At 57.8% G+C, this 26,828-nt stretch carries 28 protein-coding genes; 19 read left to right on the top strand and 9 right to left on the bottom strand.

Translation table 11 applies throughout. The annotated features are described in order from the left end of the window. The first annotated feature begins 93 nt into the window (after positions 1-93). Entirely contained in the window at positions 94-1,095 is a 1,002-nt protein-coding gene (add, locus tag RTE01_RS17895; RefSeq protein ID WP_141335239.1) for an adenosine deaminase, read from the top strand. A 65-nt stretch (positions 1,096-1,160) separates the two neighbouring features. Here add and RTE01_RS17900 read toward each other — a convergent pair whose 3' ends face one another. Then, a complete protein-coding gene (locus RTE01_RS17900) occupies positions 1,161-2,201 on the bottom strand; it encodes an oxidoreductase (RefSeq protein ID WP_134526317.1) in 1,041 nt (346 codons plus the stop codon). Positions 2,202-2,391: 190 nt separating this feature from the next. On the opposite strand from RTE01_RS17900, the gene blr reads away from it, so the two are divergent. The 13 genes from blr to gstA all read left to right on the top strand — a co-directional run bounded on the left by blr (position 2,392) and on the right by gstA (position 14,564). Beyond that, the gene (gene blr / locus RTE01_RS17905; protein WP_071844930.1) at positions 2,392-2,529 is read left to right on the top strand and encodes a division septum protein Blr; all 138 of its coding nucleotides are present in this window, start codon (positions 2,392-2,394) and stop codon (positions 2,527-2,529) included. 116 nt (positions 2,530-2,645) lie between these two features. Continuing rightward, positions 2,646-4,016 (top strand): GH1 family beta-glucosidase, encoded by a 1,371-nt coding sequence (locus RTE01_RS17910; protein WP_115192559.1) that lies wholly within the window; start codon positions 2,646-2,648, stop codon positions 4,014-4,016. A gap of 364 nt (positions 4,017-4,380) precedes the next feature. After that, a complete protein-coding gene (gene ydgT / locus RTE01_RS17915; RefSeq protein WP_041147653.1) occupies positions 4,381-4,596 on the top strand; it encodes a transcription modulator YdgT in 216 nt (71 codons plus the stop codon). A 179-nt stretch (positions 4,597-4,775) separates the two neighbouring features. Then, positions 4,776-5,216 carry a DUF2569 domain-containing protein gene (locus tag RTE01_RS17920; protein WP_045858531.1) on the top strand — a complete coding sequence of 147 codons (441 nt, stop codon included), beginning with the start codon at positions 4,776-4,778 and terminating at the stop codon, positions 5,214-5,216. A gap of 78 nt (positions 5,217-5,294) precedes the next feature. Beyond that, the gene (gene rsxA, locus RTE01_RS17925; RefSeq protein ID WP_025710820.1) at positions 5,295-5,876 is read left to right on the top strand and encodes an electron transport complex subunit RsxA; all 582 of its coding nucleotides are present in this window, start codon (positions 5,295-5,297) and stop codon (positions 5,874-5,876) included. A gap of 1 nt (position 5,877) precedes the next feature. Beyond that, positions 5,878-6,456, top strand: coding sequence for an electron transport complex subunit RsxB (gene rsxB, locus RTE01_RS17930; RefSeq protein WP_134526320.1), 579 nt, complete (start codon positions 5,878-5,880; stop codon positions 6,454-6,456). Beyond that, complete coding sequence (gene rsxC / locus RTE01_RS17935) at positions 6,449-8,716, top strand: electron transport complex subunit RsxC (RefSeq protein ID WP_134526323.1); 2,268 nt, start codon at positions 6,449-6,451, stop codon at positions 8,714-8,716. The genes rsxB and rsxC overlap by 8 nt, the downstream gene beginning before the upstream one ends. Then, a complete protein-coding gene (gene rsxD, locus RTE01_RS17940) occupies positions 8,717-9,769 on the top strand; it encodes an electron transport complex subunit RsxD (protein WP_134526326.1) in 1,053 nt (350 codons plus the stop codon). 9 nt (positions 9,770-9,778) lie between these two features. Further along, positions 9,779-10,399 (top strand): electron transport complex subunit RsxG, encoded by a 621-nt coding sequence (gene rsxG, locus RTE01_RS17945; protein ID WP_041145825.1) that lies wholly within the window; start codon positions 9,779-9,781, stop codon positions 10,397-10,399. A gap of 3 nt (positions 10,400-10,402) precedes the next feature. Continuing rightward, complete coding sequence (locus RTE01_RS17950; protein WP_134526329.1) at positions 10,403-11,107, top strand: electron transport complex subunit E; 705 nt, start codon at positions 10,403-10,405, stop codon at positions 11,105-11,107. Beyond that, positions 11,107-11,745, top strand: a complete 639-nt coding sequence (gene nth, locus RTE01_RS17955; protein WP_041145827.1) for an endonuclease III — start codon at positions 11,107-11,109, stop codon at positions 11,743-11,745. Before RTE01_RS17950 ends, nth begins: the two co-directional genes overlap by 1 nt. A 599-nt stretch (positions 11,746-12,344) precedes the next feature. Continuing rightward, a complete protein-coding gene (gene dtpA / locus RTE01_RS17960) occupies positions 12,345-13,850 on the top strand; it encodes a dipeptide/tripeptide permease DtpA (RefSeq protein WP_115192556.1) in 1,506 nt (501 codons plus the stop codon). A gap of 108 nt (positions 13,851-13,958) precedes the next feature. Continuing rightward, positions 13,959-14,564, top strand: coding sequence for a glutathione transferase GstA (gstA, locus tag RTE01_RS17965; RefSeq protein ID WP_041145829.1), 606 nt, complete (start codon positions 13,959-13,961; stop codon positions 14,562-14,564). A 45-nt stretch (positions 14,565-14,609) separates the two neighbouring features. Here the strand turns inward: gstA and pdxY are convergent, their stop codons facing one another. The 5 genes from pdxY to anmK all read right to left on the bottom strand — a co-directional run bounded on the left by pdxY (position 14,610) and on the right by anmK (position 19,308). Next, positions 14,610-15,470 (bottom strand): pyridoxal kinase PdxY, encoded by an 861-nt coding sequence (gene pdxY, locus RTE01_RS17970; RefSeq protein ID WP_041145830.1) that lies wholly within the window; start codon positions 15,468-15,470, stop codon positions 14,610-14,612. 61 nt (positions 15,471-15,531) lie between these two features. Then, positions 15,532-16,806, bottom strand: coding sequence for a tyrosine--tRNA ligase (tyrS, locus tag RTE01_RS17975; protein ID WP_115192554.1), 1,275 nt, complete (start codon positions 16,804-16,806; stop codon positions 15,532-15,534). A gap of 248 nt (positions 16,807-17,054) precedes the next feature. Continuing rightward, a complete protein-coding gene (pdxH, locus tag RTE01_RS17980) occupies positions 17,055-17,711 on the bottom strand; it encodes a pyridoxamine 5'-phosphate oxidase (RefSeq protein WP_041147654.1) in 657 nt (218 codons plus the stop codon). Between the two features lie 57 nt (positions 17,712-17,768). Further along, positions 17,769-18,092, bottom strand: coding sequence for a C-type lysozyme inhibitor (gene mliC / locus RTE01_RS17985; RefSeq protein ID WP_041145832.1), 324 nt, complete (start codon positions 18,090-18,092; stop codon positions 17,769-17,771). Between the two features lie 91 nt (positions 18,093-18,183). Beyond that, a complete protein-coding gene (anmK, locus tag RTE01_RS17990; RefSeq protein ID WP_134526332.1) occupies positions 18,184-19,308 on the bottom strand; it encodes an anhydro-N-acetylmuramic acid kinase in 1,125 nt (374 codons plus the stop codon). Between the two features lie 363 nt (positions 19,309-19,671). On the opposite strand from anmK, the gene slyB reads away from it, so the two are divergent. Next, positions 19,672-20,139 (top strand): outer membrane lipoprotein SlyB, encoded by a 468-nt coding sequence (gene slyB / locus RTE01_RS17995; RefSeq protein WP_041145834.1) that lies wholly within the window; start codon positions 19,672-19,674, stop codon positions 20,137-20,139. 225 nt (positions 20,140-20,364) lie between these two features. Beyond that, positions 20,365-21,720, top strand: coding sequence for a sensor domain-containing diguanylate cyclase (locus tag RTE01_RS18000; protein WP_134526335.1), 1,356 nt, complete (start codon positions 20,365-20,367; stop codon positions 21,718-21,720). Positions 21,721-21,761: 41 nt separating this feature from the next. On the opposite strand, the gene slyA is transcribed toward RTE01_RS18000, so the two are convergent. Continuing rightward, positions 21,762-22,202: a transcriptional regulator SlyA gene (slyA, locus tag RTE01_RS18005; protein WP_071844932.1), complete on the bottom strand. Its 441-nt coding sequence runs from the start codon at positions 22,200-22,202 to the stop codon at positions 21,762-21,764. Between the two features lie 170 nt (positions 22,203-22,372). Here slyA and RTE01_RS18010 point away from each other — a divergent pair, with 170 nt between their 5' ends. Genes RTE01_RS18010 through RTE01_RS18020 form a run of 3 tightly spaced genes read left to right on the top strand, consistent with a single transcriptional unit; the run spans position 22,373 to position 25,540 of the window. Further along, positions 22,373-22,609, top strand: a complete 237-nt coding sequence (locus RTE01_RS18010) for a DUF1656 domain-containing protein (RefSeq protein ID WP_115192550.1) — start codon at positions 22,373-22,375, stop codon at positions 22,607-22,609. A 10-nt stretch (positions 22,610-22,619) separates the two neighbouring features. Continuing rightward, positions 22,620-23,516, top strand: a complete 897-nt coding sequence (locus RTE01_RS18015) for an efflux RND transporter periplasmic adaptor subunit (protein WP_134526338.1) — start codon at positions 22,620-22,622, stop codon at positions 23,514-23,516. Next, entirely contained in the window at positions 23,516-25,540 is a 2,025-nt protein-coding gene (locus tag RTE01_RS18020) for an FUSC family protein (protein ID WP_041145839.1), read from the top strand. Before RTE01_RS18015 ends, RTE01_RS18020 begins: the two co-directional genes overlap by 1 nt. A gap of 94 nt (positions 25,541-25,634) precedes the next feature. Here RTE01_RS18020 and RTE01_RS18025 read toward each other — a convergent pair whose 3' ends face one another. Then, positions 25,635-26,531, bottom strand: coding sequence for an aldo/keto reductase (locus tag RTE01_RS18025; protein WP_041145840.1), 897 nt, complete (start codon positions 26,529-26,531; stop codon positions 25,635-25,637). A gap of 48 nt (positions 26,532-26,579) precedes the next feature. Further along, the gene (locus RTE01_RS18030; RefSeq protein WP_041145841.1) at positions 26,580-26,819 is read right to left on the bottom strand and encodes a DUF1289 domain-containing protein; all 240 of its coding nucleotides are present in this window, start codon (positions 26,817-26,819) and stop codon (positions 26,580-26,582) included. Between the last annotated feature and the right edge of the window lie 9 nt (positions 26,820-26,828).

Raw genomic sequence — 26,828 nt, forward strand, 5'->3', positions numbered from 1 at the left:
TGCTTGTATAGACAGGATTTTTTTCAATACTTTTAAACAGTTATAACCCTGTTGTATAATGATGTGCACTTTTACTAAAAAATGAGTGCGACCATGATTGATTCAACTTTGCCATTAACCGACATTCATCGCCATCTTGACGGCAACATCCGGGCCCAAACGATTCTCGATCTTGGCCGCCAGTTTAACATCGCGCTCCCGGCAACCACCCTCGATACCCTTCGTCCGCATGTCCAGGTCACCAGCAACGAACCCGATCTGGTGAGCTTCCTTGCCAAGCTTGACTGGGGCGTAAAGGTGCTCGCCTCGCTGGAAGCGTGCCGTCGCGTCGCGTATGAAAACGTAGAAGACGCGGCGCGCAACGGCCTGCACTACGTTGAGCTGCGCTTTTCCCCGCGCTACATGGCGATGACCCACCAGCTGCCGGTCGACGGCGTGGTTGAGGCGGTCATTGCCGGCGTGCGCGACGGGAGCCGCGACTTTAACGTTGAAGCGCGGCTGATTGGTATTATGAGCCGCACCTTCGGCGAGGCCGCCTGCCAGCAGGAGCTTGACGCGCTGCTTGCCCATCGCGACGGTATAACCGCGCTCGACCTGGCCGGTGATGAGCTCGGCTTCCCGGGTACCCTGTTTATGCAACACTTCACCCAGGCCCGCGACGCCGGCTGGCGCATTACCGTCCACGCCGGAGAAGCCGCTGGCCCGGAAAGCATCTGGCAGGCCATTCGTGAGCTGGGCGCTGAGCGTATCGGCCACGGGGTCAAGGCTGTGCAGGATCCGGCGCTGATGGACTTTTTAGCCGAGCAGCGTATCGGGATTGAATCCTGCCTGACTTCGAATATTCAGACCAGCACCGTCGCGTCGCTGGCCGAGCATCCGTTAAAAACCTTCCTCGAGCACGGCGTGCTGGCCTCGATTAACACCGACGATCCGGCGGTACAGGGCGTCGATATTATTCATGAATATAACGTTGCCGCCCCGGCTGCGGGCCTCAGCCGCGAGCAAATCCGCCAGGCGCAAATCAACGGTCTGGCGCTCGCCTTCCTCAGCGCAGAGGAAAAAGCGGTACTGATCCAGCGCGTGCAGCGCGTCTAGGTTCCTGCCCGGCAGCAATCCTGCCGGGCGTCTCATCTTAAATCAGACCTGTTAAATCAGGCCTGTTAAATCAGACATAGCGTCGCCCGATGCTTTGCTGACTCAATCCCCAGCTCAATCAGCTCCATAATCTGAATAGCCTGGCTCGCCGGTACCGGATTCTCCCCATTCCCGTTGAGCGCATCGCGAATGGCGGCATAGTACGCCGGGTAATGGCCGGGCAGCGTTAGCCAGCTCTCCTCGCTGCGATCTTCTCCGTCAACGCGCGTCAGAATTCCATCGCGCATATCGTATCCCCAGTCCTCCTGCGGAAGGCGCTCGCCGTTTTTTAGCCGCTCTTCCTGCGGGTCGAGACCGTATTTGATATAGCTTCCCCGCGATCCGTGCACGATAAAGCGCGCCGTTTCCGCCGCCGCCAGCAGAGTAGCGTGGAGGATCACCCGGCGCTGCGGGTAAACCAGCACCGCATGGAAATAGTCGGTAGACTGCGCCCCCGGGCGCAGCTGGGCGAGATCAACGGTCATGCTGACCGGCAGGCCAAACAGGCAGATCGCCTGATCGAGAAGATGGGGGCCAAGATCGAACCAGATCCCGCTCCCCGGGCCGCCCCGCTCCCGCCAGCGGTCGCGTATCCGGGGACGATAGCGGTCGAAGTGCGATTCGAAATAGCAGACTTCCCCCAGCAGCCCTTCGTTAATCAATGATTTAACGGTCAAAAAATCGCTGTCCCAGCGGCGGTTGTGGAACACCGAAAGCAGCCGTCCCCGGCTTCTGGCAACGGCATCCAGCTCCCGAGCCTGTGACAGTGTCACGGTAAAGGGTTTATCCACCACCACGTGCTTTCCCGCCTCCAGCGCGGCTTTTGCCAGCGGAAAGTGGGTATCGTTCGGCGTAGGGATCACGATCAGGTCGATGTTGGGGTCGTCGAACAGCTGGCGGGGTTCGGCCACAACCGACACCGCTGGCCAATCGATCCGCACCTTACCTTCATCGCTACTCGACACCGCGGCAAGCGTCATTCCCGGTGTACCGCTTATCAGCGGCGCATGGAACGTTTTACTGGCGTACCCGTAGCCGATTATTGCGACGCGAATATTGTCACTCATCTTGCAACCTCTCTGGCGAAAAGTTCGGGGGGTCACCATAACTATAAGACCCAAACGTCTTATTAGCTTTGCTTATGCATTGTCGACCGCTCACTCTTGCACCAGTCGTGAAAACTTCGCCAGCTAATACTTGCGTTGTTCGCGGCATTTAGTAACATTTAGCTCTGTTTTAACTTTCAATAGCAGAATTATGGCAGCCGTTTTCAGCAGAATTGTAGAGCTTATAGGTTGGGTTGTTCTTGGCGTTTCGGCCCTGCTTTTGGTTATCGCGCATCACATTGATAACTACCAATCCCCGCCTCCCGCTAATGTTGTGCAGACAAAATAGCGTTAACGCTAAAGAGTGACCCGCTTCGCAAGTATGCAACCGGTTTCTGAAACCGGTTGCATCTCCGTATAACCCTTTATTACACTCTCCTTATCATTTGCTAAGGAGCTTTTCTCATGGCCGCATTTCCGCAAAATTTTCTATGGGGCGCCGCTACCGCAGCCTATCAGGTTGAGGGCGGCCACGATGCCGACGGGAAAGGGCCGTCGATCTGGGACATCTACTCTCACCAGCCGGGCGCTACTTTCCAGGGAACCAACGGCGACGTCGCCGTCGATCACTACCACCGCTTTCGCGAAGACGTCGCGCTGATGGCCGAAATGGGCCTGCAGAGCTACCGTTTTTCCATCTCCTGGCCGCGCCTGCTGCCCGGCGGCCGCGGCGAGGTCAACGAAGCCGGCGTTCAGTTTTATAGCGATCTGATCGACGAGCTGCTGGCGCACAATATCGAGCCGATGATCACGCTGTACCATTGGGATCTGCCGCAGGCGCTTCAGGATGAGGGCGGCTGGGAAGCCCGCAGCACGGCGGAGGCCTTCGCCGAATACGCGCGCCTGTGCTACGCGCGTTTCGGTTCTCGGGTCAAGCTGTGGGCCACCTTTAACGAGACCATCGTTTTTATTGGTCATGGCTACATTAACGGCTGCCATCCGCCGGCGGTGCGCGATCCGGCCCGCGCCATTCAGGCCTGTCACCACGTCTTTGTGGCCCACGCGATGGCGATTAAAGCGTTTCGTGAAATGGGTATTAAGGGTGAGATTGGCTTCGTCAACGTTCTGCAGCCGCATACGCCGCTCACCGATAGCGAAGAGGATCGCCTGGCGACCGAGATGGCTGACGCTATCCATACCCACTGGCTGTACGATCCGGTATTAAAAGGCACCTATCCCGAAGGGCTGCTGCAGCAAACCCAGGCGCTGTGGGGCGTGCCGCGCTTTGCCCCCGGCGATGACGCGCTGCTGCGTGAAAACCACAGCGATTTTATCGGCCTGAACTACTATCGCCGCGAAACCGTTTCAGCCCATCCGCAGGAAGGATTAAGCGGCGGCGAGCCTGGCGTTGAGGGGCTGTTCCACTTCGTGCGTAATCCGCAAAGCACCTATACCGAATGGGGCTGGGAAATTTGGCCCCAGGGGTTAACGGACGGCATTATGATGATCAAGGAGCGCTACGGTGATATTCCGATTTACATCACCGAAAACGGCCTGGGCGCCAAAGATCCGATTATTGACGGCGAAATTGTCGACGATCCGCGTATCGACTACCTCAGTGCCCACATTAGTGCGCTGGAAAAAGCGATCGACGCCGGCGCCGACGTACGCGGCTATTATCCCTGGTCATTTATCGACCTGCTGAGCTGGCTGAACGGCTATCAGAAACAGTACGGCTTCGTTTTTGTCGACCATCAGCAGGGGCTCGCCCGCAAACGGAAAAAGAGCTATTTTTGGTATCAAAACGTTATTGCCAGCCGCGGTCAACAGCGTTAATCTTCTCCTCCAGGCGCCGTCCGGCGCCTGATTCAGCGCTAGAATATTCTTAAATTTCTTGTTACTACACCAGGAATGTAATCAGTTCTTGTCTTTAGTATTTACAACCGAAATAATTCCGCCCAGGCACCGTTAATAAGGTGCCGCTGGTTTAGAGCAGGTTTACTGAAAGTTGGTAATATTCGACTTAGAGGCGATCCCGCCGGGTAACGGTGCCGCTGTTTGTGATACCGGGAGCGTGGAACAACCGCAGCGCGCGCGCGAAGTGCGTGAGGATGTGAGCACGGCCCTGGGCCAAAATGGCAAATCAAATAACCTAATGGGACAGGCTCATATTTATTCCGATTATAAAATGGATACGCAAATGACCGTTCAGGACTATTTATTAAAATTTCGTAAAATCAGCTCGCTGGAAAGTCTGGAAAAGCTTTTTGACCACCTTAACTACTCCCTGACCGATAACGAAGAGATTGTTAATATGTACCGCGCCGCTGACCATCGCCGGGCCGAGCTGGTTTCTGGCGGTAAACTGTTCGATATTGGCCAGGTTCCCAAGTCCGTCTGGCGTTACGTGCAATAAAAACTGTTCTGAAGCACGCCAGTTGCTTATACTCCCGCCCTTGATTTTGATCCGTACCTGAACAGGTTGAGCGCCGGCCCGCCGGGCGAGCAGCGCGAATGTACAGACGCTTGCTCAGGCATGCGCGCGCAGCCTGACGCTCAACGGGTATTTCACTGGCGTTAAATCCGGGAGAAAGTATGTCCTCTGACTCTGCAGAACGAATTGGCGGATGGCTGCTGGGGCCGCTTGCGTGGCTACTGGTTGCGCTGTTAAGCGCTTCGCTATCGCTGCTTATCTTTGCCAACGCGCTCATGGCGCCCCAAACGTTCTCCTTGCTGAGCGCAATGAGCGCCGGGAATCTTATCCTGTGGATTGCATCCCTGCTGTTCGCCGTCGCCATGTGGTACTACACCCTGTGGCTGACGCTGGCCTTTTTCAAACGGCGGAAGGTGGTGCCGAAGCACTATATTATCTGGCTGCTGATCTCTCTGCTGTTGGCGATTAAAGCTTTTGCCTTTTCGCCAATATCGGACGTTCTGGCCCTGCGCCAGCTGCTGTTCCCTCTTCTTGCTGCCGCGCTGCTGGTTCCTTACTTCAAGCGCTCCGAACGGGTTAAGCGGACCTTCGTCAATCCGTAATAACCCCACAGTTAACCTGTTGTCGCCGGTATCGTTTTATTCGATAATAGGCGGCTTTTTCCGTTTCAGGTCGAATTGATGGCTGATTATTTACTGCTCTTTATTGGTACCGTCCTCGTTAACAACTTCGTGCTGGTGAAGTTTCTTGGACTGTGTCCGTTTATGGGGGTTTCCAAAAAGCTGGAGACCGCCATGGGAATGGGGCTGGCCACCACGTTTGTGATGACCCTGGCCTCTATCTGCGCCTGGTTGATTGATACCTGGATTCTTATTCCGCTGAATCTGGTCTATTTACGCACGCTGGCTTTTATTCTGGTCATTGCGGTGGTCGTACAGTTCACCGAAATGGTGGTGCGCAAAACCAGCCCGGCGCTGTACCGCCTGCTGGGTATCTTCCTGCCGCTGATCACCACCAACTGCGCCGTGCTCGGCGTTGCGCTGCTGAATATTAACCTTGGGCATAATTTTTTGCAGTCCGCGCTGTACGGTTTTGCGGCGGCGGTCGGCTTCTCTCTGGTAATGGTGCTGTTTGCCGCCATTCGCGAGCGTCTGGTGGTTGCTGACGTCCCGGCGCCGTTTCGCGGTAACGCCATTGCGCTGGTGACGGCAGGTTTAATGTCGCTGGCATTTATGGGCTTTAGTGGTTTGGTGAAGTTGTAATATGAGCGCTGTCTGGATAGCCGTCGTTGCGATCAGCCTTCTCGGGCTGATTTTCGGCTTAATTTTGGGTTACGCCTCCCGCCGCTTTGAGGTGGAGGACGATCCGGTCGTTGAGAAGATCGACGAACTTCTTCCGCAAAGCCAGTGCGGCCAGTGCGGCTACCCCGGCTGTCGCCCCTATGCGGAAGCGGTCGGCCTGCAGGGCGAGAAAATCAACCGCTGCGCCCCCGGCGGCGAAGCGGTGATGTTAAAAATTGCCACCCTGCTGAACGTCGACCCGCAGCCTGCTGACGGCGATGCTCAGGAGGCTGAGCCCGCGCGTATGCTGGCGGTCATCGACGAAAAGAACTGTATTGGCTGCACGAAATGCATCCAGGCCTGCCCCGTTGACGCCATTGTTGGCGCGACCCGCGCGATGCATACGGTGATGAGCGAGCTCTGTACCGGCTGTAATCTTTGCGTCGCGCCCTGCCCGACGCAGTGTATAGAGATGGTTCCGGTTGCGGCGACCACTGAAACCTGGAAGTGGGATCTACACACCATCCCGGTGCGCATCATTCCTGTGGAACAACATGTTTAAGCTATTTTCCGCGTTCAAAAAAGACAAGGTCTGGGATTTCAACGGCGGTATTCATCCGCCGGAGATGAAAACCCAGTCAAACGGTACGCCGCTGCGCCAGGTCTCCCTTGCGCAACAGTTCGTTATTCCGCTTAAGCAGCATATTGGCGCAGAGGGCGAGCTTTGCGTGCAGCCCGGCGATCGCGTCCTGCGCGGCCAGCCGCTTACCCGCGGCTGGGGAAAAATGCTGCCCGTTCACGCCCCGACGTCGGGTGTCGTCAGCGCCATCGCTCCGCATTCGACGGCGCACCCCTCCGCGCTGGCGGAGATGAGCGTTATCATTGATGCCGATGGTGAAGACCGCTGGATTGAACGCGACGGCTGGAGTGACTACCAGAGCAAATCCCGCGAAGAGCTTATCGAGCGCATCCACCAGTTCGGCGTGGCCGGGCTGGGCGGCGCCGGCTTCCCGACCGGCATCAAGCTGCGCGGCGGCGGCGACAAAATCGACACCCTGATTATTAACGCCGCCGAGTGCGAGCCCTACATCACCGCCGACGATCGTCTGATGCAGGACTGTGCGACGCAGATTATCGACGGCATTCGCATCCTGGCCCATATTTTACAGCCGAGCCAGGTGCTGATCGGCATTGAAGACAACAAGCCGCAGGCAATCTCCATGCTGCGTGCGGTACTGAGCGATGCGCACGGCATCTCCCTGCGCGTGATCCCAACCAAATATCCCTCTGGCGGCGCTAAGCAGCTGACGCAGATCCTCACCGGGAAGCAGGTGCCCCACGGCGGCCGCTCTTCCGATATCGGGATCCTGATGCAAAACGTCGGCACCGCCTACGCGGTTAAACGCGCGGTGATCGATGGCGAACCGCTGACCGAACGCGTGGTGACCTTAACCGGGGAAGCGGTTTCGCGCCCGGGCAACGTCTGGGCCCGGCTGGGCACGCCGGTACGCCATCTTTTGGATGATGCCGGTTTTTGCCCCAGCGCTGAGCCGATGGTGATTATGGGCGGCCCGCTGATGGGCTTTACCCTGCCGTGGCTCGACGTGCCGGTGGTCAAAATTACCAACTGTCTGCTGGCCCCATCGGCCAGTGAAATGGGCGAAGCGGAAGAGGAAAAGGGCTGCATTCGCTGTAGCGCCTGCGCCGATGCCTGCCCTGCCGATCTGCTGCCGCAGCAGCTGTACTGGTTTAGCAAAGGCCAGCAGCACGACAAGGCCACGACCCACAACCTGGCCGACTGCATTGAGTGCGGCGCCTGCGCCTGGGTCTGCCCGAGCAATATTCCGCTGGTGCAGTACTTCCGTCAGGAGAAGGCCGAGATCGCGGAGATTCGTCTGGAAGAGAAGCGTGCGGCGGAAGCCAAAGCCCGTTTTGAAGCACGCCAGGCGCGTCTGGAGCGCGATAAGGCCGCGCGCCTCGAGCGGCATAAACAGTCCGCCGTGCAGCCCGCCGCCAAAGATAGCGCGGCGATTAACGCCGCCCTCGCCCGCGTGCGCGAAAAACAGCAGGACGCAGCGCAGCCAATCGTCGTTCAGGCGGGCGCTAAGCCGGACAATAGTGAAGCCATCGCCGCGCGCGAAGCGCGTAAAGCGCAGGCGCGCGCCCGTAAAAACGAACTGGCTGAGTCCGCGCCCGAGCCGTCGGCCGGCGCAGATCTCGACCCGCGCAAGGCCGCAGTAGAAGCCGCCATCGCCCGCGCCAAGGCCCGCAAGGCCGACCAGCAGCAGGCGGAGGCCACTACTGCCGCCCCGGAAGCCGAAGCCGTCGACCCTCGCAAGGCCGCGGTAGCAGCCGCCATCGCCCGCGCCAAGGCCCGCAAGGCCGAACAGCAGGCGGAGGCCACTACTACCGCCCCGGAAGCCGAAGCCGTCGACCCGCGCAAGGCCGCAGTAGAAGCCGCTATCGCCCGCGCCAAGGCCCGCAAGGCCGAGCAGCAGGCGGAGGCCACTACCGTCGCCCCGGAAGCCGAAGCCGTCGACCCGCGTAAAGCCGCGGTAGAAGCCGCTATCGCCCGCGCCAAGGCCCGCAAGGCCGAGCAGCAGGCTGAGGCCACTACTGCCGCCCCGGAAGCCGAAGCCGTCGACCCGCGCAAGGCCGCGGTAGAAGCCGCGATCGCCCGCGCCAAGGCCCGCAAGGCCGAGCAGCAGGCGGCCGACGTCGGGTCCGCCGCCAATGACGATCCGCGCAAGGCTGCAGTCGCCGAAGCAATCGCCCGAGTTCAGGCCAGGAAAGCATCCCGGCAGGCAGTTAACGAGGATTAAATGGTTTTCAGAATCGCAAGCTCTCCCTATACCCACAACCAGCGTCAGACCTCGCGGATTATGCTGCTGGTGCTGCTCGCCGCCGTGCCCGGCATCGTGGTGCAGACCTGGTTTTTCGGCTGGGGCACCGTGCTGCAGCTTATTCTCGCCGCCTTAACCGCCTGGGGAACCGAAGCCGTTATCCTCAAGCTGCGCAAGCAGAATGTTGCCGCCATTCTGGCCGACAACACTGCGCTGCTGACCGGCCTGCTGCTGGCCGTCAGCATTCCGCCCCTTGCCCCCTGGTGGATGGTGGTACTGGGTACCGCCTTTGCCGTGATCATCGCCAAGCAGCTGTACGGCGGGCTGGGGCATAACCCCTTTAACCCGGCCATGATTGGCTACGTGGTGCTGCTGATCTCCTTCCCGGTGCAGATGACCTCCTGGCTGCCGCCGCAGGAAATTGCGGCCCACATTCCAGGCTTTAGCGACGCGCTGCGGGTCATTTTCACCGGCCACACCGCCGCCGGTGGCGATATGAACGCCCTGCGTCTCGGGGTCGACGGTATCAGCCAGGCCACGCCGCTGGACACCTTTAAAACCTCGCTGCACGCGGGCCACGAGGTGAAGGAGATCCTCCAGTACCCGATTTTTGGCGGCGCTCTGGCAGGGCTTGGCTGGCAGTGGGTGAATATTGCTTATCTGGTCGGCGGGCTGTTCCTGCTGTGGCAGAAGACGATCCGTTGGCATATCCCGCTCAGCTTCCTGCTGAGCCTGGCCGTCTGCTCCACGCTCGGCTGGTTTTTCTCGCCGCAGAGCCTGGCCGCGCCGCAGATACATCTGCTGTCCGGCGCCACCATGCTCGGCGCGTTCTTTATTCTGACGGATCCGGTAACCGCCTCCACCACCAACCGCGGGCGCCTTATTTTCGGCGCCCTGGCGGGCCTGCTGGTTTGGCTGATTCGCAGCTTCGGCGGCTATCCTGACGGCGTAGCCTTCGCCGTGCTGCTGGCGAATATTACCGTTCCGTTGATTGATTACTACACGCGGCCCCGCGTGTACGGCCACCGCTGAGGACCCGTCATGTTAAAAAGCATGCGCAAACACGGCATCACGCTGGCACTGTTCGCCGCCGGCTCCACCGGCCTGACGGCGGCTATCAATGAGCTGACCAAATCGACGATTGAAGATCAGGCGTCCCGACAGCAAAAGGCGCTTTTTGACCAGGTGCTGCCGGCAGAGCTGTATAATAACGATCTGCTGAAGAGCTGCTATCTGGCCTCCGCCCCGGCGCTGGGCAAAGGGCAGCATAAGATCTGGATCGCTAAAAATAACGACATTCCGGTGGGCGCGGTCATGGAAACCACCGCGCCGGACGGCTACTCCGGGGCGATTCAGCTGCTGGTCGCCGCAGATTTTAAAGGCACCGTCCTCGGCACCCGAGTCACCGAGCATCACGAAACGCCGGGCCTTGGGGATAAAATTGAGCTGCGTCTTTCTGACTGGATCACCCATTTTGCCGGCAAAGTTATTCATGGACAGAGCGACAGCCGCTGGGCGGTTAAGAAAGACGGCGGCGATTTTGACCAGTTTACCGGTGCGACCATTACGCCGCGCGCGGTCGTCAACGCGGTTAAGCGCGCCGGCCTGTACGCACAAACGCTGCCAACGCAGATTCCCGAATTCACCGCCTGTGGAGACTAGACCATGAGCGAAGTAAAAGACGTTATTGTCCAGGGGTTGTGGAAAAACAACTCGGCGCTGGTCCAGCTGCTGGGGATGTGTCCTCTGCTCGCCGTGACCTCCACCGCCACCAACGCGCTGGGGCTAGGGCTGGCAACCACTCTGGTGCTGACCCTCACCAACCTGACCATCTCCAGCCTGCGCCGCTGGACGCCGGCCGAGATCCGTATTCCTATTTACGTGATGATCATCGCCTCGGTGGTGAGCGTCGTGCAGATGCTGATTAACGCCTACGCCTACGGCCTCTATCAGTCGCTGGGGATTTTTATCCCGCTGATTGTGACCAACTGTATTGTCGTCGGTCGCGCCGAGGCCTTCGCGGCGAAAAAGGGGCCGGCCCTTTCGGCGCTGGATGGTTTCTCGATTGGCATGGGGGCCACCTGCGCCATGTTTGTCCTCGGCTCGCTGCGTGAAATCATTGGTAACGGTACGCTGTTTGACGGCGCCGATAGCCTGCTCGGCGGCTGGGCAAAAGCGCTGCGCATCGAAGCCTTCCATACCGACACCCCGTTCCTGCTGGCGATGCTGCCGCCGGGGGCGTTTATCGGCCTCGGGATGATGCTGGCGGTCAAATATCTCATCGATGAGCGCAGCAAACAGCGCAAGGCCCGGGCGGCAATCGCCGAAGCCCCGGTCGTCGCGCCCTCTGATGCCGCAGGGAAAGCCTGATGAATAAGAGTAAACGTCTGGAAATTCTGACCCGCCTGCGGGATAACGATCCGCATCCCACCACCGAGCTCAACTTCAGCTCGCCGTTTGAGCTGCTGATCTCGGTGCTGCTCTCGGCGCAGGCGACCGACGTCAGCGTCAATAAGGCGACGGCAAAGCTCTATCCGGTCGCCAATACTCCGGCGGCGATGCTCGACCTTGGCGTCGACGGGGTTAAGTCATATATCAAAACCATCGGCCTGTTTAACAGCAAGGCCGAAAACGTCATTAAGACCTGCCGGATCCTGCTGGAGCAGCATAATGGCGAAGTCCCGGAGGACAGAGCCGCGCTGGAAGCGCTGCCCGGCGTCGGGCGCAAAACCGCCAACGTAGTGCTCAATACCGCCTTCGGCTGGCCGACGATTGCGGTCGACACGCATATTTTCCGCGTGTGCAACCGGACGCAGTTTGCCCCGGGTAAGAACGTCGAGCAGGTCGAAGAGAAGCTGCTGAAGGTGGTTCCCGCCGAATTTAAGGTGGACTGCCACCACTGGCTTATTCTCCACGGGCGCTACACCTGCATTGCCCGCAAGCCGCGCTGCGGTTCCTGCCTGATTGAGGACCTCTGCGAGTTCAAAGAGAAGGTCTACGCTGCCTGAATCTGAACAACGCCATTACCCTGCCTGGGGTAATGGTACTGTTAAGCCCCTTTCCACCCTGCCACTTCCGCCATAGCCACGCCTGTTAACAGGGCAATCCTCTGCTTATATAACGCTCATCCAGGTTAATCATTTTTTTCGACGAAAAATTTTATATACATTTGTGATCCAGATCATTCACGCAACTTTATGTTAATTTGTTGTTACTCACTTGATAATGAAAGCCAGCAATTGCAATAGCGCAGCCCTGCTTATCAGGACAATACCCCATCATTTTTTAGGATTATGGCCTATATCACTAGGTTCAAGGCTAATCAGTAGAATATATCGCCTTTGTGCGCCATCCTGCGGATGCAGACAGATAAAAATATCACCAATAGCAAAACGGTGAAGTTTAACTCTGCATAACATTTGAATGACCTGCGTATTATAATGCATTGGTTATGTGTAACAGATTATTACAAAGGTATTGCCTGAACGGTCAGGATAGTGAACATTACCTGCCGTTTTCCCTCCAGAATAACTATAAAGGCGGCGGTCATCGAAGATTGCGCCCCGAACACCCCCCGTTAATATGGGATGTAAAAAAAGAGGTATATGTGTCAACTGCAAACAATAAACCAGCAGAAAGCGTGAGTTTGAACGCTTTCAAGCAGCCGAAGTCGTTCTATCTGATCTTCTCGATCGAATTATGGGAGCGTTTTGGTTATTACGGCCTGCAAGGGATCATGGCCGTTTACCTGGTCAAACAGCTGGGTATGTCAGAAGCGGATTCTATTACACTCTTCTCCTCCTTCAGCGCGCTGGTCTACGGCCTCGTGGCTATCGGCGGCTGGCTGGGCGATAAAGTGCTCGGCACCAAGCGCGTCATTATGCTGGGGACTATCGTCCTGGCTATCGGCTACGCGCTGGTCGCGTACTCCGGACACGACGCCGCTATCGTTTATATGGGTATGGCGACAATCGCCGTCGGTAACGGCCTGTTTAAGGCGAACCCGTCCTCCCTGCTCTCTACCTGCTATGAGAAAGACGACCCGCGCCTGGACGGTGCATTTACCATGTACTACATGTCCATCAACATCGGTTCGTTCTTCTCTATGCTGGCTACTCCGTGGCTGGCAGCGAAGTTCGGCTGGAGTATCGCCTTCTCCCTGAGCTTTGTCGGCATGCTGATTACGCTTGTGAACTTTATGTTCTGCAAGAAATGGGTGAAAAACTACGGTTCTAAACCCGACTTCGCACCGGTTCATTACGGCAAACTGCTGGCGACTATCGTGGGCGTGGTTATCCTGGTAGTGATTGCCACCTGGTTGCTGCATAACCAGGGCATCGCCCGTATGGTTCTGGGCGTGGTCGCGCTGGGTATTGTCATCATCTTCGCCAAAGAAGCTATCGCTATGAAGGGCGCCGCGCGTCGTAAGATGATTGTCGCCTTCATTCTGATGGTGCAGGCGATCGTCTTCTTCGTCCTTTACAGCCAGATGCCGACCTCTCTGAACTTCTTCGCCATCCGCAACGTTGAGCACGCGATTATGGGCATCAGCTTCCAGCCGGAGCAGTTCCAGGCGCTGAACCCGTTCTGGATCATGGTTGGTAGCCCGATTCTGGCCGCCATCTATAACAAGATGGGCGACCGTCTGCCGATGCCGCACAAGTTCGCTATCGGGATGATCCTGTGCTCTGGCGCATTCCTGGTGCTGCCGCTGGGCACCAAGTTCGCCAGCGATGCCGGTATCGTGTCGGTAAACTGGCTGATCCTGAGCTATGCGCTGCAGAGTATCGGTGAGCTGATGATTTCCGGCCTCGGCCTGGCAATGGTTGCCCAGCTGGTTCCGCAGCGTCTGATGGGCTTCATCATGGGCAGCTGGTTCCTGACCACCGCGGGTGCGGCAATTATTGCCGGTAAGATTGCTAACCTGATGGCCGTTCCGGAAAACGTGACCGACCCGCTGGTCTCTCTGAACGTTTACGGCCACGTCTTCATGCAGATTGGTATCGTGACGGCGGTTATCGCCGCGCTGATGCTGCTGACGGCGCCGAAGCTGAATCGTATGACTCTGGACGACGATAGCGTCGCGAAAGAGCGCGAGACAGCAACCGTCTAATCGCGTCGGGAAAACCCTTTAATTTAGCCGCTAACCTTTCGTTAGCGGCTTTTTTTTTGCCCCTGGGCGGACTAACATACAGAAAACTGCAGCCACGAGGAGTTACCGATGAAACTGTTCTACAAACCCGGCGCCTGTTCTCTTGCTTCGCATATCGCCCTGCGCGAAAGCGGGCTGGACTTCACCTTACAGGGCGTTGACGTGATGAAAAAACGCCTTGAAAACGGGGATGATTACCTGCTGATTAACCCGAAAGGCCAGGTTCCGGCGCTGCTGCTTGACGACGAACTGCTGCTCACGGAAGGGGTGGCGATTATGCAGTACATTGCCGACCGCGTCCCGGACCGGCAGCTGCTGGCTCCGGTGGGCACCGTTGCCCGCTACCAGACTCTGGAATGGCTCAACTACGTTGCCACCGAGCTGCACAAAGGCTTCACCCCGCTGTTTCGTCCGGATACGCCGGAGGATTACAAACCGACGGTACGCGCGCAGCTGGAGAAGAAGCTGCAGTACATTGACGAATCGCTGCAGGATAAGCAGTGGCTTAACGGCCATCGCTTCACCATCGCCGATGGCTACCTGTTTACCGTACTCCGCTGGGCGTACGCGGTGAAGCTGAATATGGAAGGCTATCGTCATATCGAGGCGTGGATGAAGCACATCGCCGCGCGCCCGTCGGTGGCGGCTGCGCTGGAAGCGGAAGGTCTGAAGTAAGATTGATGTCCCTGCCCGGACGCGATTCCGGGCAGGCTATCGGCGCTAGAGCTGCGTGGCGCTGAAGAGATGCTCCGGCTGCGCAATGCGATCCTGCGCCGCCACGACCTGCAGCTCATACTCCTGCATTCCTTTAGTCGCCAGCATAATTTCGTATACCGCAGCGGTAACGTGCTCCAGCGCATCGCGCAGGCTGGCTCCCTGAAGCAGCTTCACCAGCAGCAGGCCGCTGGTTACATCCCCTACGCCTACCGGCTGACGCAGGCCAAAGTCCACCAGCGGACGGCTGATATGCCAGGCTTCGTCACGCGTCACCAGCAGCATTTCAAACCGATCCATGCTAATCCCGGCGCGCGACAGATGCTTCACCAGCACCACTTCCGGCCCCTGAGCAATCAGCTCGCGCGCGGCGGCTACCGCTTCGCTGACGTTCGCCACCGGATGCTCGCAGAGAATTTCCAGCTCCAGCAGATTCGGCGCAATAATGTCGCTGGCAGGCAGCGCATGGCGCACGTGAAACTCGGCCACGCCCGGCGCGACGATGCAACCTTTTTCAGGATGGCCCATCACCGGATCGCAAAAATACTTTGCCGCCGGATTGGCCGCTTTCACCTGACGAACAATCCCGAGAATATGTTCGCCCTGTTCCGCCGATCCCAGATAGCCGCTGAGCACCGCGTCGCAGCGCTGAAGCTGATTAATATCAGCGATGCCCTGCACGATTTCACTCAGGTGCGCCGGCGGCATAACGCAGCCGGTCCATTTACCGTACTGGGTATGATTTGAGAACTGCACGGTGTTGAGAGGCCAGACGTTGGCGCCAAGACGGCGCATCGGAAACTCGGCGGCGCTATTGCCGGCATGGCCAAACACAACGTGGGACTGGATGGCGAGGATATTCTTCATCTTGGATACCTGACAGCAAAAAATAAGGGGCGTGGTTTCCCACGCCCCTGCCTTTACGCAATTACTTCCAGCAGACCAGACAGTAATTTTTCTTACCGCGGCGCAGTAAGGTATAGCGACCAAACAGGCGATCGCTATCACCGAAGACGTACTCCGGGTCGGCCTGTTTTTCACCGTTGATGGTCACCGCGTTGGAGGCGATGGTTTTACGCGCCTGGCCACGGGATGGCTGCAGCTCGGAATCCACCAGCGCCTGCATCAGGTCGGCGCCCTGTTCCATTTCAATCATCGGCACGCCGTCCTGCGCCAGCTGCTCGAAGTCCGCTTCGCTCAGCTCGCTCAGGTTGCCGTTAAACAGGCTCTCAGTAATGCGTTTAGCGGCGATCAGACCCTCTTCACCGTGAACCAGACGCGTAACCAGTTCCGCCAGCACGTACTGCGCGCGCGGCGCCTTGCCGCTGTTCTTGTCTTCTTCCTCGAGGGCATTGATCTCGTCAATTTCCATAAAGGTGAAGAATTTCAGGAAGCGATAGACGTCGGCATCCGCGGTGTTGATCCAGAACTGGTAGAATTTGTACGGACTGGTTTTCTTCGGATCCAGCCATACCGCGCCGCCTTCGGTCTTACCGAACTTGGTGCCGTCCGCTTTGGTGATCAGCGGAACGGTCAGACCAAATACCTGGTTCTGATGCAGGCGACGGGTCAGGTCGATACCGGAGGTAATGTTACCCCACTGATCCGAACCACCGATTTGCAGCGCAACCCCGTGCAGTTCGTTGAGGCACGCGAAGTCATAGCCCTGCAGCAGGTTGTAGGAGAACTCGGTAAAGGAGATGCCCTGATCGTCACGGTTCAGACGCTGCTTAACCGCTTCCTTATTGATCATCTGATTGACGGAGAAATGCTTGCCGATATCACGCAGGAAGGTCAGCACGTTCATGCTGCCAAACCAGTCGTAGTTATTCGCGGCAATAGCCGAGTTGTCACCGCAGTCAAAGTCGAGGAAAGGCGCGACCTGTTTGCGAATTTTATCAACCCACTCCTGCACCGTGTCTTCGGTGTTCAGTTTACGCTCGGCGGCTTTAAAGCTCGGGTCACCAATCAGACCGGTCGCACCACCCACCAGCGCCACAGGCTTATGGCCTGCCTGCTGGAAGCGTTTCAGGCATAACAATGGAACAAGATGCCCCAAATGCAAGCTGTCGGCGGTAGGATCGAAGCCGCAATAGAGCGCGATCGGGCCTTGCGCCAGTCGCTCTGCTAACGCTTCCTCGTCCGTCACCTGGGCTACCAGCCCCCGCTCTTGCAATTGTTTAATCAAGTTACTGCTTGCCATCAAATTCTCCATGTATAAACGACTGCACCTTTGCCGGTACACGACTTTTCGCCAGACGCGAAAAAATACTGCACAAAATGATTCAGGCTGCATCACAGCGGCACGCGTGGGGATCCTCTGGCGCTTACGCGGGTAAGCTACCGGAGCGAGCAGGCACGGATGGCTACGATGCAGCGTGAAAAATGAAGCCTATAGAATAAAGCGCCGGGGAACCTAGCACCAGCGCTTAAAGCAACATTTTGCGTCCTTTATGGCGCCAGACGGTCGATTTGCCAGCCTTCGTTTTGCCGCTGGTACAGAAAACGATCGTGCAGACGATGCTCGCCGCCCTGCCAGAACTCCATCTGTTCGATGTTGACGCGGAACCCGCCCCAGAAGCTCGGCAGCGGCACTTCGCCCTGCTGGAACTTTTGCTTCAGCTCAAGGAATTTGCTTTCAAGGATGCCGCGGGCAGAAATACGGCTCGACTGCTGGGAGACCCAGGCGCCGATCTGGCTATCGCGTGGGCGGCTGTGGAAGTACTTCACCACTTCCAGCGTCGACAGACGTTCAGCTTTGCCGGTCACCATCACCTGGCGCTCCAGCATATGCCACGGAAACAGTAGGCTGACGCGAGGATTTTTTTCGATCTGGTGCGCTTTACGGCTGCCGAGGTTGGTATAAAACACCAGCCCCTTTTCGTCATAGTGCTTTAGCAGCACGATGCGCTGGTAGGGCTGGCCGCTTTCATCAACGGTGGCCACCACCATCGCCGTGGGGTCGGCCAGGCGGGCATCGCAGGCCTGTCGGAGCCAGCGCTCAAACAGCGTCAGCGGTTCGGCGGGAAGATCGTGGCGACGCAGGCCACCACGGGTATACTCTCGGCGCAGATGCGCGATTTGCTGCAATTCGTCGTTGTCTGACATGGCCATTGAGAAAAGAGTCTTCGGGTGGCGTTATTGTGCGCCCCCGGGACGGAAATCTCAACGTTTGGCGGTTTGCAGCTGGCAGTTTTCCAGCACCACGCGGTCGTGCTTGTAGACGGTAGCCCCGTCGCCTTTTGACCAGAAGACGTACACGCCGTCGGTGTAGCGAGCCCCCGACGCCGAGAGTCCCTGCTGCAGATTCAGCTGCTGGTTATCGTAAATGAAGCTCACCTGCTGGCGGACGTTATTGAGATGAACGGTCAGCGGTTTCTGATCGCACTGATACTCCAGCGTATCGGTCTGCATGCGCTCGGCAAACTGATTGTAATAGCTGCAGCCTGCGAGCATAAAAGGGATCACTGCGATAAGGATTTTTTTCATTTGGTTGCCTTCGACTTTCCCGGTCCAGGAGGGTGTTGACCCTCCACTCACTTCATCCAGTTTACCGGTTAATAAAATAGAGCGATTTCAGTTAACTCTGATTCTGCGGCGCATTCGCCGGGAAAATAGCGCCAAGAATGGAGGCTTCACTGGCACCGGTCACCGACGGCAGGTTGCCGGGCAGCCCGGAGATAGTCCGCCACGCCAGCCACGCAAAGGCCAGCGCTTCCATATCGTCACCGCTGATCCCCGCCGCGTCGGTGGTAGAGACCTCCGTACCCGGCAGCAGCGCCGGCAGCCGCGCCATCAGCAGCGGATTACGGGCCCCGCCGCCGCACACCAGCAGGCGTTCGCAGCCGCCGCTGAGCAGCACCTGCTCGGCGATCGTCACCGCGGTAAGCTCCGTCAGGGTGGTCTGAACGTCCTGCGCGCTAACGCCGGGATAGCGCGCCAGATGCCGCGCCAGCCAGCCGTAGTTGAAGTATTCGCGACCGGTACTCTTCGGCGCGGGCAGCGCGAACCACGGATCGCTGAGCATCTCCTGCAGCAGCGGCAGCAGCACCTTGCCTTCGCTGGCCCATTGCGCATCTTTATCGTACGGCTTGCCGCACTGGCGCCAGATCCACGCGTCCATCAGCATGTTGCCCGGACCGGTGTCGTAGCCGCGTACCGGCAGGCCGGGCGCCAGCAGCGAGAGATTAGCGATGCCGCCAATGTTTAGCACCATCCTGCGCTCGACCGGATGGGCCAGCAGCGCATGGTGAAAGGCCGGAACCAGCGGCGCGCCCTGGCCCCCAAGCGCCATATCGCGACGGCGAAAATCCCCCACTACCGTGATGCCGGTATGGGCGGCAATCTGGTTGTTATCGCCGATCTGCAGGGTATTAGGCGCATCGCCCATCGGCTCGTGCCAGACCGTCTGGCCGTGGCAGCCAATCGCAACAATCTCCGAGGCCTGCAGATTTTCCTGGCGCATCAACGCCCGCACCGCATCGGAAAACAGCCGCCCGAGGCGCGTATCAAGCTGCCCCAGCTGCGATAAAGTGAGCGTCTGTCCCTGACAGATGGCCAGAATCTCTTCTTTTATAGCAACAGGGATGGGATAGGAGAGGCTGGCCTGCTGGGCCACAATACTTTCATTAATTACCGCCAGAACAACGTCGATGCCATCCAGGCTGGTGCCGGACATTACGCCAATAAAGCGACCTGATTTCATACGCCTTCCTTCATTCCATGACTCTGGTATAGCGACACTCCATCATAAAGACGGGGTCATTGCTATGGGACAATAATTTTTTTTAACACGAAAACGGATAAACCTTAAATCATTCCCGCTGTCAGATAATCAGGTTTTAGCCGCTTTCAAACGGCGCCAAAGCCTGAGCAGAGAAGCCCGAAGCCTCGCGCTTATCAACGCGGCGTTTCGCGTAAAGCGCGTACGTTTAGCTATGGTTAAGACGTCTGTGCTTATTATTTTTTGTATTGTCCACGCGGAAGCTATGCCAGCCGACGCTTAAATGCCATATAATTGACCACATGGAAGTTCAACAGAACACTATTTGGTGAAGGAGATTCATAAATGATTTTACGTGTTTTGGCTGTCTCGATGATTGGTTTTACTCTTGCGGGCTGCGTGAGCAGCAGCGGCCTTTCCGGTGATGTTTACTCCGCATCCGAAGCCAAACAGGTCCAGAGCGTGACTTACGGCACCATCGTGCATACCCGCGCGGTGCAGATCCAAAGCGGCGATGACAGCAATGCCATCGGTGCTATCGGCGGCGCAGTTCTGGGTGGATTCCTCGGTAATACCATCGGTGGCGGCACGGGCCGTTCGCTGGCAACGGCAGCAGGCGCGGTGGCGGGCGGCGTAGCCGGTCAGGGCGTCCAGGGCGCAATGAATAAAACGCAGGGCGTTGAGCTGGAAATCCGTAAGGACGACGGCAACACCATTCTGGTGGTCCAGAAACAGGGCAGCACCCCGTTCTCCATCGGTCAGCGCGTGGCGATTGCCGGCAGCGGCAGCCAGGTCACCGTTTCCCCGCGTTAATCTTTTTTTCATGCGGCCTTGCGGGGCCGCATTATTCCCCAAATATCAATCTATTGACCCCACTCTTTCTCCTTTGGGATTCAGCTCGCCGCGGCGTTAACGAACGGAGATTTGCGCTGGCGCAATATTAAGCGCACGCGTGGCCTTATTATAACCCCTGCCCCACATCATCATGCGCGACAATGACGTCGCTCCGTGCCGTATTATTTTCCAGGGATGAAGAAGATGCTAATTAACTCACGGCCTTTATTAAACAAGGTGTTACTCTATTTACTTATCTGTATTATTGCCACCGGTCTGATACATTTATTTGCCTCCTCATTAATTAGTCGTACATCTACGGCCAGCCCGGTGCTATTGCCGGTGCTAACAATATTTTTATTGATATTACATCTCACGATTTCCTGCTTCATGATAATGAAGTACTGGTGCGTTCGGGAGCGCCTGTACCTGACCGCCATTGCCTGCGCCTTCGCCGGGTCGGCGCTGCTGATGCTGGGAACGCTAAGCGGCCACACGGGCTGGTTTCTCTGCAGCCAGGGCCCCATGCCTAACGCCAACGACGCGCTGATTTTCTTTACCTTCCGCAACGCGATGATGGTAATACTCTTCACTATCGCGATTGTTTTATATCGCTTTCGCCATAGCCCGCGTCTCACCAAAAGGGTACATGCGCTTATTCTGACGGGCTGCCTGAGCTTTACCATCCTGATAATTACTCTGTCGTGGCTTTATTCAAGCAATCATCCGCTATTGAATATCGCGCTGGTCGACAATTTAAGCCATCAGTTCTCCCCGCTCTGGCATAATTTTATCGGGCGAATTTTAGTCGCCAGCTGGCTAATAACGCTGACGCTGTTAATTTATATAAGCCGATTGAAAAATATATTCTGGTATAGCGGCGCATTCTTTTGTTCGGCTTATATATTCACGCTGCTGGTGCTCATGCCGCAGAGCGACATGCTGTATTCGTGGTATCACGCGCGGACGTTCGAAGCCATCAGCACGTTATTTATGTTGTTTGTCCTGCTGTGTGATGTCTTTACGCTGTACCGCCACTCTAACAATAAATACCTGACGTCCTACCAAAACTCAATCCGCGATCCGCTGACCCGCCTGCATAACCGCAGCTATTTCTACGACGCCCTCAACGCGCAGCTGACGAAAGCCTCGGCATCCCAGCCGCTGTCGGTAATTGTCAGCGATCTCGATTACTTTAAGCGCATTAACGATAGCTACGGGCACGTGCAGGGGGACAAAGTCATTCAGTTTACCGCCGACGTGCTGCAAAAAAACGTTCGTCCGCAGGACGTGGCCGCCCGCATTGGCGGTGAAGAGTTCGCCCTGCTGCTGGTGAATACCGGTCCAGGGGACGCCAGCGCTATCGCCGAGCGCATCCGTCTCGCGGTCAACGAGCGACAGGACGCCCTGCCGGAAAGAATGACGATCAGCGCCGGGGTATTTACCGCCGTTGACGGCAGCCTGAGCGCCGAGGAGTGCGTGAAGCGGGCGGATACGGCAATGTATGAAGCGAAAAGCGGCGGACGCAACCGCGTCGTCGTGTGGAGTGAGGTGAAGTAAAAAAAGATGAAGGGCCTTGAGAGATCAAGGCCCTGGACAGGTTAATCTTTTGCCTGGAGGTCCAGAATATTGTGTTCCAGTTTGCGAATCAAACCGAGCAGCATTTCAACCTCTTGCGTCGAGACGCCGGCCAGAATTTCATCGCGCGTTTTGCTGATAACCTCTTCCATCTCATTGATCAACGGCTCCGCTTTTTCCGTCAACCGAATACGCTTCGCCCGCCGGTCGTTGGCGCAGGTCTGGCGAGAAATAAGACCTTTCTCCTCCAGCTGATCCAGCGTACGCACCAAAGAGGGCTGCTCAATTCCGATGGCTTTCGCCAGTTGAATCTGCGACTGCTCAGGCGGCAGCTGATGGATGTTATGCAGCGTGACCCAGTGCGTCTGCGTTAACTCCAGAGGTTTCAGGCGATGGTCGATCAGCGCGCGCCAGACGCGCACTAAACGTGCCAGATCAGAACCCAGTGGCGATTCCAATTTCATCTCCTTATAATTAGCTTGCTAAGTTATTATACTGATTTTAGAATAGTGTGCAGCATTTAAATAATCAAAACAAATGAATTACCTGATTCACTAATATGAAAACAATGATTTACAATGCAAATAATAGCATTACCTGACATTCTCCCTGCAACGGCAAAGGATTTTTGCTTGTGAAACTGAGTCTTAACGCTTGCGGATTGTCGCTCCAGGACCTGGTGTTTGGCGCTTCTATCTATTTCCCCCCCTTGTTTAAAGCCGTCCTGCTGGGATTCTTCATCTGGCTGGTGCTGCATCGTCAGCTGCGCGACTGGATGTACGCCGGCGAGATCTGGCACCCGCTGCTGATGGATCTCTCCCTGTTTGCGCTTTCAGTGTGTCTTGCACTGGTTCTGTTGACCGTCTGGTAATGTTAACTCGATGAAAAAACTAAAATACTTCTCAACTTTACTGATTGTTGCGCTGGCGATTATTGTCGCCTGGCTGGTCTGGAACTACTACACCCAATCGCCGTGGACCCGCGACGGCAAGGTGCGCGCCGAGCAGGTCGGCATCACGCCTCAGGTCTCCGGCAGCATTCTGCAGCTCAACGTCCGCGATAATCAGCTGGTGAAAGCCGGAGATGTGCTGTTTACGATCGATGACACGCCCTATCGTATTGCCCTACTCAACGCCCAGGCTCAGTTGGCTAAAACCCGCGCCGAACTGGCGAAAGCTAAGGTCGCGCAGTCGAAGGCCGCCAGCGACGCCGCCCGCCGCCGGGACCTGTCGCGCAACGTTATTTCCGCCGAAGATCTTGAAAGCGCCGGCACCGCGCTGAGTACCGCGAACGCGGTCCTCGAAGCGGCCAAGGCCGTAACCGGTGTCGCCCAGGCCAGCCTCGAACACGCGCAGTGGCAGCTCAGCCAGACCGTGATTAAGGCGCCGGTTGACGGCTGGGTCACCAATCTCTCCACCCGCGTGGGCGACTACGCCTCCGTTGGCCGCCCTCTGTTCGCGCTGGTAGACAGCCATTCGTTCTACGTTATTGGCTATTTTGAAGAAACCAAGCTGCGCCATATCCACGCCGGCGATAGCGCCGAGGTTATTCTGTATAGCAGCAAGCAAAAGTTACAAGGTCACGTTTCCAGCATTGGCCGCGCCATTGTTGACCAAAGCGTTGAAAGCGGCGCCGGGCTGGTGGCGGATATTAAACCGAATATTCCCTGGGTTCGCCTGGCCCAGCGGGTGCCGGTACGCATCGAGTTGAGCGGCCTGCCGCCGGAGATAACGCTTATCTCCGGTACCACCTGCACCGTCTCCATTGGCCGGCCATAGTGAAGGTGCAGGCCCTGACGTGGCGGGCGCTTCCGTGGGTTAAGGCCAGCCGGGCGCAGTGGCGATACGCCCTGCGCAACGGCATTGCCATGTGCCTGGCGCTGAGCGTTGCCTACTGGCTGAACCTGGACGAACCCTACTGGGCAATGACCTCGGCGGCGGTGGTCAGCTTTCCTACCGTCGGCGGCGTTATCAGCAAAAGCTTTGGCCGCATCGCCGGCAGCCTGCTCGGCGCCTGCGCCGCCCTGCTGCTGGCCGGCCATACGCTGAACGATCCGTGGCTGTTCTTATTCAGCATCTCGGCGTGGATCGCGCTCTGCACCTGGGCCTGCGCGATGTACACCAACAACGTGGCCTACGCTTTCCAGCTTGCCGGCTATACCTGCGCCATTATTGCCTTTCCGGTTATCAACGTGACCGACGCCAACGAGCTGTGGACCATTGCCCAGTCGCGCGTTTGCGAAGTCATCGTCGGGATCCTTTGCGGCGGGGTCATGATGATGATCCTGCCCAGCACCTCCGACGGCACCACGCTGCTGACGGCGCTAAAAAATATGCACGCTCGTCTGCTGGAGCACGCCAGCCTGCTGTGGGTGCCGGAAACCACCGATGCGATTCGCACCGCCCACGAAAGCGTTATTGGTCAGATCCTCACCATGAACCTGCTGCGCATTCAGGCCTTCTGGAGCCACTATCGCTTCCGCCGGCAGAACCCGCTGCTAAACTATTTGCTGCACCAGCAGCTGCGTATGACCAGCGTCATCTCCAGCCTGCGCCGGTTGCTGGTCAACTGGCCCGATGCGCCAAAAAATACTCGCGCCGTGCTGGAGACCCTGCTGAGCGAGCTGGCCAGCCCGCGCGCCGATCTCTACTCCGTCGCCCGCATTATTGCCCCGCTGGCGCCCGGAGCCGCCGCCGACTATCGGCATCTGGCGTTCTGGATGCGCCTGCGCTACTTCTGCCGCCTCTATCTGCGGAGCAGCCGCTGGATAGCGCGGGTGGAAAACGCGACGGCGGTGACCGAATTCAACGTCCCTTCGGCGCCCGCGCTGGCCCGCCACACTGACCAGGCGGAAGCGCTGTGGAACGGCGTGCGGACCTTCTGCGCGCTGGTGATGGTCGGGGCCTGGGGCATCAGCACCCAGTGGCAGTCCAGCGCCGCCGCGCTCACCCTCGCCGCCATCTGCTGCGTGCTCTACTCCGTCTCGCCCTCGCCGTTTAAATCGCTGACGCTACTGATGCGCACCCTGGTGCTGCTTTCGCTGTTCAGCTTCGTGGTGAAGTTCGGCCTGATGGTGCAGATAACCGATTTATGGCAATTTTTGCTGTTTCTTTTTCCGCTGCTCACCACCATGCAGCTGCTCAAGCTGCAGATGCCGAAACTGGCGGGCCTGTGGGGGCAGCTGATCGTATTTATGGGCTCGTTTATTTCTGTGACCAACCCGCCGGTGTACGACTTTGCCGCATTCCTTAACGATAACCTCGGAAAAATCATCGGCGTAGGCCTTGCCTGGCTTGCCTTCGCGGTGATAAGCCCGGGCTCGGATGCGCGCAAGAGCCGTCGCCACATCAAAGCGTTACGGCGTCACTTTGTCGACCAACTTAGCCGCCATCCGCAGCATAGCGAGCACGAGTTTGAGTCTCTGGTTTATCACCATATCAGCCAGCTGAGCAACAGCCAGGATGCTCTGGCGCGCCGCTGGCTGCTGCGCTGGGGGGTTGTGCTGCTTAACTGTTCGCACGTGGTGTGGCAGCTTCGGGAGTGGGAGACCCGCTCCGACCCGCTCTCTCAGGTGCGCGACCTGTGCATCAGCCTGCTGCGGGACGTGATGAGCGAGCGCGGCGTTCAGCAGCGGCCGCTGGCGTCAACGCTGCTGGAGCTGCAGCGCATTTGCGACACGCTTAATCATCACCATCAGCCGGCGGCGAAGGAGCTGGCGGCGGTTATCTGGCGCCTTTACTGCGCGCTGTCGCAGCTGGAGCAGGCCCCGGTTGCCGGAACGATAGAAGAGAGAACCGCGTGAGGCGCTGGCGCTAAAAGAAAAAACCCGGATGCGGCGCGGGCCGTATCCGGGTTTATCGGGCATATCACCGGCGCCGCGAGCGCTCTGGCTGCGCTTACGGGACGTCGTATCCCAGCGCGGCTTTGCGGATGCGGAACCACTGCTGACGGGACATATTCAGCTTTTCCGCTACCAGCGCGGAGCGGACGCGCTCAATTTTGCCGGAGCCGATAATCGGCAGCGGCTGCGACGGCAGGCGCAGGATCCACGCGTAAACTACCTGCTCAATGCTTTCGGCATTCAGCTCCTGAGCCACCCGGGCCAGCTCATCGCGCAGCGGCTGGAAGCTTTCATCATTAAACAGACGACCGCCGCCCAGGCAGGACCACGCCATCGGCCTGATCCGCAGCTGCTGCAGCTGATCTAAGGTGCCGTCCAGCAGCAGCGGCTGATGCACCGGGGAGATTTCCAGCTGGTTAGTCGACAGCGTAAACGGCAGGCGCGATTGCAGCAGGGTAAACTGGGCCGGCGTGAAGTTAGAGACGCCGAAGTGGCGCACCTTGCCGCTGTGGTGCAGCGCAAGGAAGGCTTCGGCGACCTCATCGGCATCCATCAGCGGGTCCGGGCGATGAATCAGCAGCAGATCCAGGTGGTCGGTGGCCAGGTTGCGCAGCGACTGCTCGGCGCTGAGCACAATATGGTCGCGATCGGTAATGTAGTGACCAATGGTGTTTTCCGCCCGCGCCATCGTGGCGATGCCGCATTTGCTGACGATCTCCATCCGGCTTCGCAGATGCGGAGCCAGCTTCAGCGCTTCACCAAACGCCGCTTCGCACTGATAGTCGCCGTAAATATCCGCATGATCGATGGTTGTGACGCCAAGATCCAGGTGCTGCTCAATAAAGCCGACCAGCTCTTTGGCGGACATTTTCCAGTCCATCAAACGCCAGTAGCCCATAACAAAACGCGAGAATTCCGGCCCCTGCGGGGCCATAGCAATACGCTGAACCATAACAACGTCCTCAACAAAAAAGTGCTTTGAGTATACCCATTTTTGCCATTAAAACAGTGAGGGTTGCTGCGGTTCTTCCGCTGTTTCCGCCTTAGCCGCGCGTAATTTGCGCAACAGGCGCTGACGACACAGCCGCAGAACGTCCTGCTTTTGTACGTCGCTCATCGTTTGCCAGCCGAAACGCTCCTCGCGGCTGCGTAAACAGCCGCGACAGTAGCCGCGTTCGTCCGACTGACAAATTCCCCGGCACGGACTCTGTACCGGGAAAAACTCCAGCTGCTCTGCCACCTCACGCCT

Source organism: Klebsiella terrigena (assembly GCF_006539725.1).
GTDB classification, from domain to species: Bacteria; Pseudomonadota; Gammaproteobacteria; order Enterobacterales; family Enterobacteriaceae; genus Klebsiella; species Klebsiella terrigena.